The 15301-nt window shown below is 70.4% G+C and carries 14 protein-coding genes; 8 read left to right on the top strand and 6 right to left on the bottom strand.

Translation table 11 applies throughout. The annotated features are described in order from the left end of the window. Positions 1-45: 45 nt before the first annotated feature. Both IPH07_37930 and IPH07_37925 read left to right on the top strand, forming a co-directional pair. Positions 46-1410 carry a hypothetical protein gene (locus IPH07_37930; GenBank protein MBK6923231.1) on the top strand — a complete coding sequence of 455 codons (1365 nt, stop codon included), beginning with the start codon at positions 46-48 and terminating at the stop codon, positions 1408-1410. Positions 1411-1477: 67 nt separating this feature from the next. Continuing rightward, positions 1478-1909, top strand: coding sequence for a hypothetical protein (locus tag IPH07_37925; protein MBK6923230.1), 432 nt, complete (start codon positions 1478-1480; stop codon positions 1907-1909). On the opposite strand, the gene IPH07_37920 is transcribed toward IPH07_37925, so the two are convergent. Together IPH07_37920 and IPH07_37915 are read right to left on the bottom strand one after the other, a co-directional pair. Continuing rightward, positions 1828-3579 carry a PHP domain-containing protein gene (locus tag IPH07_37920; GenBank protein MBK6923229.1) on the bottom strand — a complete coding sequence of 584 codons (1752 nt, stop codon included), beginning with the start codon at positions 3577-3579 and terminating at the stop codon, positions 1828-1830. The genes IPH07_37925 and IPH07_37920 overlap by 82 nt on opposite strands. Positions 3580-3651: 72 nt before the next feature. Beyond that, complete coding sequence (locus tag IPH07_37915) at positions 3652-4728, bottom strand: methyltransferase (protein ID MBK6923228.1); 1077 nt, start codon at positions 4726-4728, stop codon at positions 3652-3654. Positions 4729-5092: 364 nt separating this feature from the next. Here IPH07_37915 and IPH07_37910 point away from each other — a divergent pair, with 364 nt between their 5' ends. Both IPH07_37910 and IPH07_37905 read left to right on the top strand, forming a co-directional pair. Next, a complete protein-coding gene (locus IPH07_37910) occupies positions 5093-8212 on the top strand; it encodes a DEAD/DEAH box helicase family protein (protein MBK6923227.1) in 3120 nt (1039 codons plus the stop codon). Positions 8213-8340: 128 nt separating this feature from the next. Beyond that, entirely contained in the window at positions 8341-9012 is a 672-nt protein-coding gene (locus IPH07_37905; GenBank protein ID MBK6923226.1) for a hypothetical protein, read from the top strand. 45 nt (positions 9013-9057) lie between these two features. Here the strand turns inward: IPH07_37905 and IPH07_37900 are convergent, their stop codons facing one another. The 3 genes from IPH07_37900 to IPH07_37890 form a co-directional block, all read right to left on the bottom strand. After that, positions 9058-9918 (bottom strand): SPFH domain-containing protein, encoded by an 861-nt coding sequence (locus tag IPH07_37900; protein ID MBK6923225.1) that lies wholly within the window; start codon positions 9916-9918, stop codon positions 9058-9060. 81 nt (positions 9919-9999) lie between these two features. Beyond that, positions 10000-10332 carry a hypothetical protein gene (locus tag IPH07_37895; protein ID MBK6923224.1) on the bottom strand — a complete coding sequence of 111 codons (333 nt, stop codon included), beginning with the start codon at positions 10330-10332 and terminating at the stop codon, positions 10000-10002. Positions 10333-10336: 4 nt separating this feature from the next. Beyond that, the gene (locus IPH07_37890) at positions 10337-10570 is read right to left on the bottom strand and encodes a hypothetical protein (GenBank protein MBK6923223.1); all 234 of its coding nucleotides are present in this window, start codon (positions 10568-10570) and stop codon (positions 10337-10339) included. Between the two features lie 86 nt (positions 10571-10656). Between IPH07_37890 and IPH07_37885 the strand changes: the two genes are divergently transcribed. After that, on the top strand, positions 10657-12108 hold the full coding sequence (locus tag IPH07_37885) for a M14 family metallopeptidase (GenBank protein ID MBK6923222.1): 1452 nt from the start codon (positions 10657-10659) through the stop codon (positions 12106-12108). 37 nt (positions 12109-12145) lie between these two features. Here IPH07_37885 and IPH07_37880 read toward each other — a convergent pair whose 3' ends face one another. Next, positions 12146-12481 carry a hypothetical protein gene (locus IPH07_37880; protein MBK6923221.1) on the bottom strand — a complete coding sequence of 112 codons (336 nt, stop codon included), beginning with the start codon at positions 12479-12481 and terminating at the stop codon, positions 12146-12148. Positions 12482-12603: 122 nt separating this feature from the next. Between IPH07_37880 and IPH07_37875 the strand changes: the two genes are divergently transcribed. From IPH07_37875 to IPH07_37865, 3 genes are read left to right on the top strand one after another with little or no spacing between them, the layout of a single operon-like run. Continuing rightward, positions 12604-13239: a hypothetical protein gene (locus tag IPH07_37875; GenBank protein MBK6923220.1), complete on the top strand. Its 636-nt coding sequence runs from the start codon at positions 12604-12606 to the stop codon at positions 13237-13239. Between the two features lie 14 nt (positions 13240-13253). After that, a complete protein-coding gene (locus IPH07_37870) occupies positions 13254-13550 on the top strand; it encodes a hypothetical protein (GenBank protein MBK6923219.1) in 297 nt (98 codons plus the stop codon). Positions 13551-13605: 55 nt separating this feature from the next. Then, on the top strand, positions 13606-15294 hold the full coding sequence (locus tag IPH07_37865; protein ID MBK6923218.1) for a VCBS repeat-containing protein: 1689 nt from the start codon (positions 13606-13608) through the stop codon (positions 15292-15294). The last annotated feature ends 7 nt before the right edge of the window (positions 15295-15301 follow it).

Below are 15301 nucleotides of genomic sequence, written 5' to 3'. Positions count from 1 at the left end.
CCGCACCGCACTGGCCGAGCGCCGGCGAAACCGACACGATCGATCATGCGCTTCGCTCCGCTACACGCGACGGCCCTCGCCGCGCTCCTGTGGTGGTCGATGCGCCCGGCCGAGCCCGCGTCGGCGGGCGAACCCCCCTGCCCGTCGGTACCCGACGATGCGACCTCGCCGAAAGACGATGCGGCACGGCCCGGATCGGACCTGCTGTACCGCCGCACGTTCCTCGGCGACGAGGCCCTGCGAGCACCGTGGATCGAGCTGCGCGGAGTCGAGGTACCGATCGAGCGCACGCAGCCAGGCCACGGCGTGGTCGTGCGTGCGGCCGCCGGTGGGTCGCTGCGCATCGCGCCCGAGGCCGCCTTGCCGATGGCGCTGGTCGACCGCGTGTTGCTGTCGGTGTCGGCCCCGACCGCGATGGCGGTCGAGTTCGAGCTGGTCGACGCCAGCAACGGCGCGCGGACGTACCGACGCCTCGCGCTCGCACAGGGTGCACAGCTCATCACGATTCCGATCGCCGATCTCCACTACGACCGTGGATGCGTGGCGCTCCCGAGTCGCTCGACGCGCTGGGGCCTGCGTTTCGTCGACGGCGGCGAACTCGAGCTGCGCGCGCTCGAGTTTCGCGGCGACCACCAGCTCGGCGCCGACGATCGCGAACTCGCAACCCTGCGCGACGACTTCGATGAACCCGAGCGCGTGCGCATGCATCGACGCGGCGCGTTCGTGGTGCTGACCGACGCGCCCCAGCTCGACGCCCGCGCGGTGCTCGACGCGATCGACGCGATGGAGCGACGCACCCGCGGCGCTCTGCCCAGCATGCCCGTGCCGCGCCGCGCGGTGCCGCTGCTGGTGTTCGCCGACGATGCCGGCTATCGGCGGTTCTGGCAGCGGCTCTCGGCCCGCGCCGGCGTGTCGGTCGTGCCGCGCTCGCAGGACGAGGGCTACACCTGGATGGGCATCGCGTCGGCGTCGTACTCCGACGAGTATGGTGCGGTGCGGCCGACCTACGTGCACGAGGCCCACCATGCACTACTCGAGCGCAGCTACGGGCTCGCGGCGCAGCGCAGCTGGTTGTTCGAGGGGCTCGCGGTGCTGGAGCAGCTGGCGGTGTCGCGGCAGGACCTCACGCCGGTCTATCACCGAGGTCTGCGCCGCGCCGACGCGGCCTCGCACGTGCACGATCTCGTGACCGGGCAGCCGATCTCGAACAAGAACTACTGGCAGGCCGCGATGTTGGTGCAGTGGCTGCTCGCCGATCCCGGCCGCGCCGCGGCGCTCGATGCCACCTTGCTCGAGATGGCCGCCCGCGGCTCGACCGACCTCGTGCCGCTCGCGCCGCGCTACTTCGGCGCCGACGTGCGCGCGCTCGGACGTGAGTTCTGGACCTGGGCGTGGCAGCAGTGGGGCTGACGCTCGCGCGCGGACGCGGGGCCGACCGGTTGCGCGCCGCGCCAAGCCACTGCTAGCGTGGCCGCGCGTGGTGCCCCTGGCATGGTTCCTACCCGGTGAGCTGGCAATGCCCACCGAGCAGCTCCGCGAGGCCGTGCCGGGTCTCGCGGGCATCACCGGGTTCCTGCTGTTTCCGATGTTCGGCGCGTGGGTGCGACTGCTGCTGCAGTACCTCGAGCGCGGTCGTCCCGGCATCGCGCGGCCACGCCCGCTGTCGGGCATCGGCATCGTGCGTGCCGTCGGCACCAGCGCGGCGCTGCTGTTCTTCGTGCTGACGACGATCCGCGCCGGTGCCGAGCTGCGAGACATCCACGCCGAGGCGCCGGTCTTCGGCAGCGCACTACAGGGCTTCGTGGTCGGGATCGGTCTGTGGGCGATCTATGCGGTCGCGCTGTCGGCCCTGCGACGCGAGACCACGCCGCGCTCGCGCGGCGGCTCCCGTCTCACGCCGCTGCGCTGACGTCGTCGCCACGGCAGCAGCAACACCGCCCACCACGGCGGTGCGCCCGGCCAGCCGCTGCGACAGCCGCACCCACCGGAGCCGTCGTCGTCCGCCGCGGCCGCGGTGGAACCCGAGGTACCGCCGCTGCCATCGACGCCGGTCCCCGACGTGTCTGCGGCCCCGGAGGTGCCGCCGGTGCTCCCACCGCTGCCGCTCGACTCGTCACCGCCGCTCGGATCGCTGCAGTTGCCGTCCGCGCACGCGCGCTGCCAGATGTGACTGGTGACCACGCGCCGGCCCCCGTTCATCGCAGGGTCGATGATCTCGACACGCGTGCGGATCTCGCCGCTGGCCGGTGACGAGCGCGTGAACGACCAGCTGAAAGGATCGGCATCGATCGACGCCGCGGCCTGCGACGCACCATCGTACACCGCCCGCAGCTCGAGCCCGACGCCGCCAGTGACGATCACGTCGTAGCTGACCGGTGCGTCGGCGTAGACGGTGTCGCCGGTGTACTCGCGCGCGGCCGTCAGCTCGACCATGGGATCGTCGGGGCCCTGCAGCTTCACCACCGTCTTGCTGTCGCGGATCGCCGCGAGGATCGCTGCAACCGATAGCTCGTCGGCCAGCACCATCGTGGTGGGGTCGCCGATCGGGCTCTGGAATCCGCCGAGGTCGACGCCGGCCCGGTGATCGTCGCTGCCGCCGACCGCCGCGGCGTGGGCCCCCGCATCGCAGAGGTCGTCCCAGAACGCGATCGCCTGCCCATCGAAGAGGTGTCCACCCTGGTCGAGGCCGGTGGTCGCGATCTCGACGGCGTCGATCTGCAGCGGATCGATCTCGTGCTCCCACGCGCAACCGAGGCACGCGTTGCCCAGCGCGAGCGCAGGGTGGTTGATCGACACCAGCGCGCCCTGGTCCTGGATCGCCGCGAACGCGCCGGCAATCGTGACCTCCGGCTGCCCGATCTTGTGATCGACCCACGTGGTCGCACCGATGGCATTGGCGTGGCCACCGTAGGTGGTGAACTCCATGCCCGGCATCAGCAGCAGGTCGGGGTGGTCGGCCTGCGCGGCGGCGATGAAGTCGAGCTGGCTGAGCACGTTGTGGTCCGACAGCTCGACGAAGTCGAGCCCGCGGCTCCGCGCAAACGCGGCGATCTCCTCCAGCGGCGGACGGGCGTCACCGCTCTCGCGCGAGTGCACGTGCAGATCGCCGGCGTACCAGCGACGCTCGCCCGCGAGCGCCGGCGCGGCGACGTAGGGCGTGCGCTCGGGCTGGGGCGCGAGGGTCTGGACATCGCGCAGCACCACCTCGAGGTGGTAGGTGGCCGGGCTCTCGACCACCAGCGCCTTGCCGATGATGACGCGCCACGTGCCGGGCTCGATCGCACCGGTGAGATAGGATCGCGACGCAGCCGCGACCGCGACCACGGCGGGCTCTTCGTTGCCGCCGCCCCAGCCGCGGAAGCCCTGCGGATCCTCGAGCCCCCAGTCGAGGATGTTGGCCTCCGAGAGATCGTCGTGGCGCACCTCGATCTCGAGGGTGCCCATCGGCACCTCGAACTCGACGAAGGCGTGATCGAGCCCGTCGTCGGGCACCTCGCCGTCGAAGGTCAGGATCTGCTCGTCGGCGGCCGCGATCTGCGGCAGCGCCAACACCCACGCGAACGCGATCGCACGACGCATCGACGACGATGCTAGCAGCCTGCGGTGTGGCCCCGCGCTCGGAGTCGTCGTGCGACGACGCGTGGCCACACACTACGTGCCGGCGCCGAGGTCCCAGCTGGCGCGTAGAATTGCGTAGCGATCGGCCTCGGCCGCGTGCACCCGCGCGCCGGCCTCGCGCAGGCCCTCACTCGAGACGCCGGCTCGCGAGGCCACCACGAACGCGTGACCGCCCGGCGCCATCCAGCGCCCGAGCCCGCGCAGCAGCTCGATCAATGCGCCGCGCTCGGCGTGGGTCGGCGGGTTCACCAGCGCCAGCTGCACGCCGTGCAGCGGCGGCGTCTCGGCGCCGGCTTCGCGGGGCAGACCGTCGCGCACCAACGCCGTCACCCGGTCGCCCACGCCGGCGGCGGCGATGTTCTCGCGCATCGCCCCGGCCGCGACGAAGTTGCTCTCGACCGCCAGCACCCGCGCCTGCGACCAGCGTTGCGCGGCCCACAGCGCCAGCGGGCCGATCCCCGCGCACAGATCGATCACGTGCGTCGGCGCGGCCTGGTCGTGTGCCCACGCGTCGACGTGTTCGATCAGCGCGCGCGTGCCGTCGTCGAGCCCGCGTCGCGAGAACACCCCCGGTGCGCTGTGCAGGCGCAAGGCGCCGAGCACCGGGTCCTCGATGAGGTAGCGCTGGTCGATGCACGCGCGCGCGAGGGCCTCGTCGACGCGGCCCTCGTGGGCGCTGCGCATCAGACGATAGCCGCGATCGCGCTCGACGATGTCGACGTTGCCCAGCAGCGCGACCATGTGATCGGCGAGGCTCTCGGCGCCCTTGTGCTTGCGGGCCGCGCACCACAGCGTGCCACCTCGAGCCAGCGCCAGCGCGCCCTGGGCCAGGCACGCGAACGTGAAATCCTTGCCCAGGTGCGCGCGCGGCCACACCGCGGCGTGCTGCACCCGCGGCAACGCTGCCAGTGCGGCGGCGTCGTCGGCCGGTACCGCGTCGCGCCCGGCTTCGGCGAGCTCGCGCACGTCGAGCACGAGCCGCCGCGCTCCGCTGCGCACGCCCGGCAACGCGCCGCAGTGGACCAAGAGGATCTCGCGTGGATCGACGCCCGCGAGCACGCGGCCCAGCATGCGCACACCGGGGTCGTCGGCCTGGAGTCCCTCGCTCATGGGTGGATGATAGGCCGAGGTGACAACGCGACCGCCGGCACATGGGAGGCGTTCGCGCGGCCCCGGTCTCCAGGCTCCAAGTCTGCGGAATGCCGCAGAAAAGCCCGCGCCTCTCGGGCCGCGGTGGGGCAGCCCTCGCGGTCGCGATCATTCGGTGGTAGACCAGCGCCGCCGGACGAAGGTGGCGCTCGCGAGCGTCGCCGTTCGCCGGGGGTGCTGGTCGACGACGGATGAAGGTCGCGACCCGTCCATGCCCAGCGGCAACGCGGTGCGAGTGCACGGCGATGCTCCGGCAACAGCGCGCACACACGCGTGCGCTCGCGGGCGAGATGCCCTCGCGCCAGACAGAAACCCCGGTTTCGTCGTGACACAAATCGAAACGTTTCTTCCGCTCGTCGAGCCGGATGCGCTCGCCAAGATCACCAGCCCGAAGGCCTTCAAGGCCGGCCGCGACCTGTTCGACGCCAAGGGCGTCTCGGACATCGTGTTCGCGGGTGACGCCGTCACGGGCCGCGTGCGCGGCTCCAGCCCGTTGCCGCACTCGACCTCGATCAAGCTCGAGGGCGCCGGCCGGCTCGGCGCGAACTGTTCGTGTCCGACCTTCACCGACGGCTGGGAGCGCGTCTGCCACCACGCGGTCGCGTTGGGGTTGTCACTGCGCCAGCAGTACCAGTCGGGCGGCGAGATCACGACCACGCAGAACCCGTGGATCAGCGACGTCGGCAGCGATGGGGGCGGCCAGCGCTACACCATCACGCAACGCACGACCACATGGCTGGTGCAGGCGTTCCAGGGCGGGGTCGCGGCCGACCTGCGGCGCAACAAGGGCCGTGAGGGCCTGGCCCCGGCCGACCGCATGATCCGGCACTTCCTCGCGCAGGAGGTCGATCGCAGCGACGACGGCGCGCACGAGCTCGACGACGCCGCACTCGCGGGCCTGTTGTACTTCGCGCGCAACGCCAACGTCAGCCTCAAGGGCGTCGGCAAGCTCAAGTTCGTGCCCGAGCCGCTGGTGCTGCGCGTGCGCGCCGAGCCGCGCAAGGACAACAACATCGACCTGCACGCGTACCTCGAGCACGTGCCGACCACGCGGACCTTCGAGGTCGACAAGGGTCGTGTCATCAACGGCGCGCCGACGTGGTTCCTGGTGCCCGAGAGCTGCGAGCTCTTCCTCGTGCTCGACACCCCGCCGTGGGTGCTCGAGGCCATCGGCAGGCAGCCGCGCATCGTGATGGACGCGCGGGTCGACGCGACCGCGATGGACTCCCTGTCCGAGCGCCTGCAGACCGTCGGCGTGCCGCGGGCCGATCTCTTCGCGCTCGCCAGCGACGCGCGCTCGATCGACCAGATCGTCGTCACCATCGAGGGCGACGCCAACCGCGTGAAGGTACAGCTGGCGGCACGCTACGGCCTGGTCACGATCGGCATCGCGGGTGACGACCCCGAGAGCGCGCGCTACTCGATGACCGCTGGCGGACAATCGGTAACCTTCTACCGCGACCTCGACGGCGAGGCCGCCGCGCGCAAGACCCTCGTCGACCTCAAGCTCGAGTGGCAGACCTCCGACGACGCGTTCATCGCCACCGGCGACGCCGCGATCGAGTTCCTCATCGCCGGCGTGCCGCTGCTGCCCGAGTCGTGGGAGCGGCGGGTGCCCAAGCTGCCGAAGATCCGCTCGAAGTCACCGACCCCGCGGGTGTCGGTCTCGGGTGGCGACGGCTCGGTGCTCGACGTCGAGGCCATCGTCGACATCGAGGGCGACACCGATCTCATCTCGTTCCGCGATCTGCTGCGCTGGCTGCACGAAGGCCGCCGCTGGGTCACGCTCGCCGACGGCAGCGTCGTCAAGCTCGACCCGAAGATCCTGCAGCCGGTCGCCGAGGCCACCGGCGACATGCAGTTCGACAAGGACGGCAAGGCCGAGGTCTCGACCCTCGAGCTCGGCACGCTGTCGCGGCTCTTGACCGAGGTCCCGACCGCCGAGGTCGCCAAGGAGGTCAAGACGCTGCTGGCGGGCATGACCGGCGATCGCACGGGCAAGGCCCCGCGCAAGGCCAAGGCGCTCAACGCCAAGCTGCGCGAGTACCAGAAGTCGGGCTTCGCGTGGCTGTGGCAGCTGCACGAGAACCGCATGACCGGCGTGCTCGCCGACGACATGGGTCTGGGCAAGACCGTGCAGGCGATCGCGCTGCTGACCAAGGCCAAGGAAGAAGAGGGCAACGCCCCCACGCTCATCGTGTGCCCGACCTCGGTGCTGCTGGTGTGGAAGCAGGAGGTTGCGAAGTGGGCTCCGACGCTGTCGCTGCTGGTGTGGCACGGCCCCGAGCGCATGGAGAACGCGCGCCTGCTCAAGAAGACCGACGTCATCGTCACCAGCTACGCGATCCTGCGCCGCGACATCGACGAGCTGTCGAAGATCCGCTTCCGCTACGTGATCCTCGACGAGGCGCAGTACATCAAGAATTGGACCACCAGCACCGCCAAGAGCGCCAAGCAGCTCAAGAGCGACCATCGCCTGGCGATGTCGGGCACCCCGGTCGAGAACCACCTCATCGACTTGTGGGCGATCTTCGACTTCCTGGCGCCGGGCTTCCTCGGCAAGCTGACCGATTTCCAGAAGAACTACGTCAAGCCCATCGAAGACGGCGACACCCGTGTGCTCGAGCAGCTGCGCACCCGCGTGCGGCCGTTCGTGATGCGCCGCAAGAAGGAAGACGTCGCCTCCGAGCTGCCGCCCAAGACCGAGCAGATCATCTACTGCCACTTCGGCAAGTCGCAGCTGGGCCTGTACAATCGCATCCTGAAGGCCGCGAAGGACGAGATCACCGGTCGCATCGACGAGGTCGGCGTCGAGAAGGCGCAGATGACGATCCTCGCCGCGCTCACCCGCCTGCGCCAGGTCTGCTGCGATCCACAATTGCTGGGGCTGCCCGAGGGCACGCCGGTGCCGCCGTCGTGCAAGCTCGACGCCTTCGAGGAGCTCATCGCCGACGCGGTCGGCTCGGGGCGCAAGACCCTGGTGTTCTCACAGTTCGTCGAGATGCAGAAGATCATCGCGGCCTCGCTCGAGAAGCTCGGCATCGAGTACCTGTGGCTCCACGGCGGCACCAAGAACCGCGAGGAGCTGGTCGGCAAGTTCCAGCAGCCGGGCGGCCCGCCGGTCTTCATCATCAGCCTCAAGGCCGGCGGCAGCGGCATCACGCTGACCGAGGCCGACACGGTGATCCACTTCGATCCGTGGTGGAACCCGGCGGTCGAGGACCAGGCCACCGACCGCGCCCACCGCATCGGCCAGGACAAGCCGGTGATGGTCTACCGCATGGTCGTCGAGGACACCGTCGAGCAGAAGATGGTGGAGCTCGGTCAGCGCAAGCGCGCCGTGGCCGAGAGCGCGCTCGGTCGCGATGCGACCGCCGGCAAGAGCCTCACGATGGACGACGTCGAGGAGCTGCTGCGCACGCCGGCGATCAACCCCTGGGATTGATCGCCTGCGCGGGATCGAAGCGCCAGCGCCACCCGGGGGATCCCCGGGTGCGCGGCCGGCCCGTCGTGATCTCGCACGGCGGTTTGTGTGACGATACCGCGGCGCCCCGACGTATCAGGGGAAGGCTGGTGGATCTCGAGGGGCACAGGCGGATCACGGCGCGCGCGATGGAGCTGCTGTCCGATCGCCTCGGTGCCGCGCGCATGTCGTCGGTGCGGTCGCAGCTGTTCTCGCCGGCATCGAACGCCGACGAGGGCGGCATGGCCTCGCGCGAGCTGGGACCACCGGACTTCGCCGTGCAGCGCGACATCCTCGACGTGATCACGCTGGGGCACTGGCGCGACCGCGGTCAGCGACACCACTTCATGCGCACGCGCGCGCAGACCAATCGCCAGGCCTACGACGCGGCCTGCGGCTGGATCGAGCGCAACGCGACCTCGTTCGCGCGGGCGGTCAGCCGTGGCCACGGCAAGGATCACCTGCAGGCGCTCGGCAACGCCCTGCATGCCGCCCAGGACTCCTTCTCCGCCAGTCACGTCACGCGGGAGCTGCTCGCGCCGGAGCGACCCGGTCACATCGTCGACATCGACGTCTACGCGGAGCAGGACCACACGGACCACGCCGCGGCCGATGTCGCGTGGCTGCACATGCCGTGGCTCTTGGACCTCGCAGCGCTGGCATCGGCCACGCTCGTCGAGCTCGTCATCGACGAAGCCGGCCAACAGGGCCGCGGGCTCGACGGACTGCGGGGATTCCCGGCCTACCGCGAGCAGTGGCTCAAGGCCTCGCCGACGCTGTGACGACGCCTCGAGCGGGGCGCCGTACGTCTTCGTGCGGCCCGAGGCTCACGCGCCGGCGGAGACCACCGGCTGGGCGTCGTTCTCCGAGCACAGCACCACCAGCAGGTTGCTGACCAGCGCCGCCTTGCGGGAGTCGTCGAGGGTCACGACCTTCTGCTCCTCGAGGTTGTCGAGCGCCATCTTCACCATCGTCACCGCACCTTCGACGATGCGCTGACGCGCATCGATGATGGCCTCGGCCTGCTGGCGCCGCAGCATCACGCCGGCGATCTCGGGCGAGTACGCCAGGTGGCTGAGGCGCACCTCGATGACCTCGACACCGGCATGGGACAGACGCTCGCGCAGCTGCGCCATCAGCTCGACGTTGACCTCCGAGGAATCACCGCGCAACGAGACCTGACCGGGGCCGGCCGCGTCGTAGGGATGCTTGGCGGCGGTCGTGCGAATCGCCGCCTCGGTCTGCACCGCGACGTACGACTCGTAGTGCTCGACGTCGAACACGGCCTGCGCGGTGTCCTTCACGCGCCACACCACGACCGCGCCGATCTCGATGGGGTTGCCGCGCAGATCGTTGACCTTGAGCTTGGCGCTGTCGAAGTTGCGGACGCGCAGCGAGATCGCGCGGCGCGAGGTGAAGGGGTTGATCCAGTGGAACCCGGGGCTGCGCAAGGTCCCCTTGTAGCGGCCGAACAGCAGCACGACCTTGCTCTGGTTGGGTTCGACCATCACCAGGCCGCGCAGGATCAACACGCCGATGCCGAACACGAACAGCAGCGGCAATCCGAGCAGCAACATCAGCACGCCGGGGATGCGCAGGCCGCGATAGGCGTGCTCGGTGGTCGCCGCGACCACGGCGTCGGGCGGGGTGGTCGCGAGGGCTTGGGGATTGGGATCGCGGTACGTCATGTCGCGGAGGGGGCCTGCTTCGGGGGTGAAGACGGCCGCCCAGCGTAACTGATCACAGCCGCCCGATCCGACGGCCGCGAGCTACGACGACGACCGCAACCGCGGCGAGCTCTGATCCGGCGAGGGCGTGGGCGCAGGAGCATCGGTTGGGGGGCTCTGCGAGGTCTCGTAACCGGGCGCGGGATCGGTCGCGGTCGGTGGCACACGTGTGCCATCGGGCTGACTCGCCGGATCTGCATCGGGCGGCTGCGTGTTGGGCGGTGCGCCGTACTTGGTCGCCATCGCGCACGCCAGCGACGAGCTCATCGCGACCAGCGCGAGGATCGATCGGGTCCGCGGCGCGCGGCAGAACGGACAGGTCGACTCGCCGCCGCGGAGGTGTCGCCCGCAGCGCTCGCAGGGCACGAGCTTCATCGCGTCACGCTAGCAAGGAATCGCCGGGAGTGTCGAGCTGCGGACTGCGCGGTGAAGTTGCAGCCCGCGCGGCACTCGTCGGCGTAGTGGCCTCGCCACCGATGAGCGTCACCTCGCGGACCCCGAGGTCGGCGAGCTGATGCACCAAGCCCAGCGCCTCGGCGGTGGTGAGCGCGTCGGGGCGCGCGTGGCCGCCCCGCGAGCCGCAGTGACGGCAGGCCTGATCGCACGCCCGCATCGATCGGCGTACGCTCGCCAGCCGTGACCCTGCAGACCCGCGCCGAGAGCACCGGCTACCGCGAGACCTCGCTGCACGCCGACGTCATGAACTTCGTCGCCGGCCTCGTGGCCCGCGACGACGCACGCTTGCACGTCAGCGACTTCGGCGTGAGCCCGGGCGGCCGCGCGATGCCGCTGTTGGTGCTGTCGCAGGATGGCGTGCGCACGCCGGCACAGGCCCGCGCACTCGGTCGCCCCATCGTGCTGATGCAGGACGGCATCCACCCCGGCGAGGTCGAGGGCAAGGAAGCCAGCCTCGCGCTGGTCCGCGATCTGCTCGACGGCCGCGTGCCCGAGCTCGAGGACCTACTGCGCCACGTCACGTTGCTGGTGGTGCCGCTGTTCAATCCCGATGGCAACGACGCGCTCGACCCCGCCAACCGCCGACTCGATCTCGCCCACCTGAGCGGCCAGATCGGCCCGGTGGTCGGCACGCGCACGCAGAGCCACGGCATCAACCTCAACCGCGACTACCTGCGACAGGAGGCCCCCGAGATGCGCGCGCTGCAATCGCAGGTGTGCATCCCATGGGCACCGGATCTGACGATCGACAACCACGCCACCAACGGCAGCGTGCATCGCTTCGACATGACGGTCGACATCCCGCACACCGTCGCCAGCGGTCGTGCAGAGCCGATCGAGTTCATGCGCACACGGATGGTCCCCGACGTCATCGCGGCCGTGCGCGCCCGCGGCTTCGAATCGGGCTGGTATGGCAACTTCGCCGAGGACGAGCGCGCGCTCGATGCCGGCGGCGAGGTCGATCCTGGCGCGAAGGTCGGCGAGGGCTGGATGACCTACCCGCACCACCCGCGCTTCGGCTCCAACTACCGCGGGCTCACCAATCGCCTCGATCTACTGCTCGAGTGCTACAGCTACCTCAGCTTCGAGCGGCGGGTCGCGACCGCGTCGGCGTGGCAGATCGAGTGTCTGCGCTGGGTCGCATCACACCCCGACGACGTGCTCGAGATCGTCGCCAGCAGCCGGCGACCACCCGAGCAGATCGCGGTGCGCTACCGCCTCGAGGCCTACGCGGAGCCGGTCGAGATCCTCACGCGAACGCCCCGCACGCTCGAGGGCGCGCCGAGCTCGGTGCGCCTGCCCCACCTCGCGCGCTTCGTCGGCGAGCACGTCGTCACGCGCCCGGCCGCGTACTTCGTGCCGCCGCAGGTCGCCGCCCACCTGCGCGCGCACGGCCTCACGACCACGCCGACCCACGGCAGCGTCGACTGCAGCATCGCGACCATCGAGTCGGTCGGCCGACACGATGGTCGCGGCATCCTCGAGGCCGCGAGCACCGGCGAGATCGGCGTGTCGTGGGCGCAGCAGCGGCGCGAGCTGCCGCCGTCGTGGCACCGCGTCGCGACCGATCAGCCGCTGGGCGCGATCGCGGTGTACCTGTGCGAGCCGGAGAGCGACGACGGTGCGTTCGAGAACGGCCTGCTGCGACCGGCGAACGTCGGCGACACCTTCGGCATCTGGCGCGACGACGGCTGAGCGCGTTCGCGACGCGTCCGCCGTCGTCGGCGGCGCGCTACTCCTGCGGCGGGTTGGCCAAGCACGCGTCGAGCTCGGCCGACTTGGTCCAGCCGCACGCACCGTCGTCTTGACGAGCGCAGGTCGCCGTCTTGTAGCAGGCGTACTCGGGTCGATACTCGCAGGTCGTCATGACCTCCTCGTCGGAGCAGACGATGCCCGAGCATCCGGTCGGCTTGCACTCGCCGGCGCCGGCGGTGGCATCACCGGCGGTGGCGTCCGGCGTCGTGGTCGCGCCATCGGGCGACTGGGTGGTCGGGGTCTCGGTCGCCTTGGGTTTCTCGCAGGCGGCGAGGGTAATCAGCGCGATCGCGAAGCAGCGCAGTGACGTCATCGCCGGCTGTATGCCCCATCGCGTGGCGACCTCCAAGTCCGCCGCGACCGCCACCGGGGCGAGCCGAGCGCCGCATCCAACATCGTTGACGGCGCGGCCCGCACGCAGCCAAGATCCATCGCGTGAGAAGCTTGGCTTCGTTCCCTGCGGTGCTCCTGTTCGGCGTCTCGTGCGTGGCGGCCTGCGGTGGCGATGACGCACAGGGCTGCACCGAGCCGGCGCAGTGCGGCACCGACACCACGATGACGACCGGCGCGACGACCGACGCGAGCAGCAGCGGCGGCGGCGACTCGAGCGGCGCCGACGGCAGCACCACTGCCAGCGACGCGACCGCGACCGGCTCGGCCAGCGCCGACGGCAGCAGCAGCGGCGGCGTCGACGATGGCCGGTGTGATCCCCTCATGGCGCCGTTCCTGTCGGACGCCGGCGCGCTGCCGCAGGCATCGATCGGCCTCGATCCCGCGGCGATGACCTGCGCGGCCGCCTCGCTCTCGGGTATCGCACCGCAGCTCGTGCTCGACGTGCAGGACAGCGGCCTCATCAACGCGACCGGCTTCGGCATCGAGATCCAGAGCGCCTCCAGCGGCCTGGTATTCGACGACCCGCCGATGGGCGATTCACAGGTCATCGATCTGACGACCAACCTCGAGATCACGCTCGAGGCCACGCTGGTCGACGGCGGCGCCGCGGTGACGATCGTCTTCACGGTCGACAGCGCCGGCCCATCGCTGGCCGACACCGCCGTGCAGTACCATTGACGGGCACCAACGCGATGGACGACGCCGATACCACCGCCGGGAGCAGCTCGGGCTCGACGGGCGAGAACAACTCGACCGGCGCGCAGCCGGGCGAGGCGTGCCCGCAGAACTACGCGCCGGTGTGCGGCAAGGACGGCAACACCTACGACAACGCCTGCGTGGCGCAGGCTGCGGGCGTCGAGATCCGACGCAACACGCCCTGCGTCGGCGACTGCAACGACGCCTGCCAGCTGGGCCACGGCGATGGCATCGGAACGTTGACCGCCGCATTGGTGCTGGTGCTGCTGCGCCGCCGCCGTTCATCCACTTGACGCCACCGCGCTTCGCGGACATCGTGGAGCCGTGCTTGGATTGGGGTTGGATGGCATGACGTACTTGGGCAAGACCTGCGCGCGATGGTCGATCGCGGCGGCCGCGACAGCGATCGTGTCGGCGGGCTGTGGCGGTGATCCGCCCGCGAACACCAGCGCGAACACCACCGACGCCTCGATGAGCACGAGCGGCTCGAGCAGCGGCAACGGCACGACCTCCGGCGACGGCACCGGTACCGGTACGAGCGGCAGTACCAGCACGGCGACGACCCAGGCCGACAGCGACACCGGCACGATCTTCGACGTCGGTGTGCTGCACGACGCCGCGGTCGACACCACCGAGCCACCGTCGTGCAAGGTCGTCGACGACATGGACGCGGTCGGTGACTGCTCACAGCAGGCCCCGGCCGACAGCTTCGAACCCGAGGTGCAGTGGGCGTGGGACGGCGAGAACGGCGACATCTACTCGGTCGTCACGCCGCTGGTCGCGAACCTCACGGAGGACAACGGCGACGGCGAGATCGATCTCTGCGACATCCCCGACGTCGTCGTGGTCGCCTACGCCGATCTATTTGCCGGTCCCGGGCACATCTACGTGCTCGACGGCGCCACCGGCAGCTCGCACTTCCAGATCCCCACGGCAGTCGACCCTACGGTCTGCCCGGCGCTGGGCGACATCGACGGCGACGGTCTGCCGGAGATCGTCAGCGTGATGATGGGCGGCGCGCTGGTGGCCTTCGAGCACGATGGCTCGCTCAAGTGGCAGTCGAACGACCTGTGGGGCAGCTCGTACATCGCCGCGCTGGCGCTGGCCGATCTCGACAACGACGGCGACGTCGAGATCGTGGCCGGCGGCTCGATCTACGACCACGACGGCGCGCTCGTGGCGTTCACCACCACGCCGCCGCAGTACAGCGCATCCACGGCCGCCGATCTCGACGACGACGGCGATCTCGAGCTGGTGCTGGGCAACGCGGCGTACCACCACGACGGCACGTTGCTGTGGAACAGCGGCATCGATCCCGGGTTCCCGCAGGTCGCCAACTTCGACGACGATCCCGAGCCCGAGATCCTCGTCACCAACCAGTTGGGCCTGGCGATGCTCGAGCACGATGGCGCGGTCGTGTTCCAGAACCTCACGCCAACCGGTGACTCGGGCTTCGGTCTCACATGGTTCCGACCGGCGACCGTGCACGACTTCGATGGCGACGGCGAGGCCGAGTTCGCCGTGAGCTCCGCCAACAACTACACGGTGTACGAGGCCGACGCGAGCATCGTGTGGTCGGCGACGGTCTCCGATCAGAGCGGCGTCGCGGCCGGCACGGCCTTCGACTTCCTCGGAGACGGCGGCGCCGAGGCGATGTACGCCGACGAGGCGAACCTCTTCGTGTTCGACGACATGGGCGACGTGCTACTGCAGTCACCGCGCACGAGCTTGACCGGCACCGAGTACCCCGTCGTCGTCGACGTCGACAACGACGGCTCGGCCGAGATCGTCGTGGTCTCGAACCAGTCGATCGGCCTCGGCGGCGGTTCGCCACCGGTGCAGGTGATCCGCGACGTCGACGAGCGGTGGATTCAGGCCCGTCGCATCTGGAACCAGCACGCGTACCACGTGACCAACGTGCGCGAGGACGGCACCATCCCGCAGCACGAGCCGAAGTCGTGGCAGCAGCTCAACACCTTCCGCACCAACGCGCAGATCGAGGGCGGCGGCGTGTGCATGCCGCAGCCGCGCGGTTGATGCTGCT

This window comes from Deltaproteobacteria bacterium (assembly GCA_016709225.1).
Classification (GTDB): Bacteria; Myxococcota_A; Polyangia; order Nannocystales; family Nannocystaceae; genus Xiheibacterium; species Xiheibacterium phototrophicum.
This window is presented reverse-complemented; position numbering and strand designations above follow the sequence as displayed.

Bases quoted from the DNA above. Each gene is read 5' to 3' on its own strand.
- IPH07_37930 (MBK6923231.1), top strand. From the start codon at position 46: ATGCGCTTCGCTCCGCTACACGCGACGGCCCTCGCCGCGCTCCTGTGG.
- IPH07_37920 (MBK6923229.1), bottom strand. From the start codon at position 3,579: ATGCGTCGTGCGATCGCGTTCGCGTGGGTGTTGGCGCTGCCGCAGATC.
- IPH07_37915 (MBK6923228.1), bottom strand. From the start codon at position 4,728: ATGAGCGAGGGACTCCAGGCCGACGACCCCGGTGTGCGCATGCTGGGC.
- IPH07_37900 (MBK6923225.1), bottom strand. From the start codon at position 9,918: ATGACGTACCGCGATCCCAATCCCCAAGCCCTCGCGACCACCCCGCCC.
- IPH07_37895 (MBK6923224.1), bottom strand. From the start codon at position 10,332: ATGAAGCTCGTGCCCTGCGAGCGCTGCGGGCGACACCTCCGCGGCGGC.
- IPH07_37890 (MBK6923223.1), bottom strand. From the start codon at position 10,570: ATGCGGGCGTGCGATCAGGCCTGCCGTCACTGCGGCTCGCGGGGCGGC.
- IPH07_37885 (MBK6923222.1), top strand. From the start codon at position 10,657: ATGAACTTCGTCGCCGGCCTCGTGGCCCGCGACGACGCACGCTTGCAC.
- IPH07_37880 (MBK6923221.1), bottom strand. From the start codon at position 12,481: ATGACGTCACTGCGCTGCTTCGCGATCGCGCTGATTACCCTCGCCGCC.
- IPH07_37870 (MBK6923219.1), top strand. From the start codon at position 13,254: ATGGACGACGCCGATACCACCGCCGGGAGCAGCTCGGGCTCGACGGGC.
- IPH07_37865 (MBK6923218.1), top strand. From the start codon at position 13,606: ATGACGTACTTGGGCAAGACCTGCGCGCGATGGTCGATCGCGGCGGCC.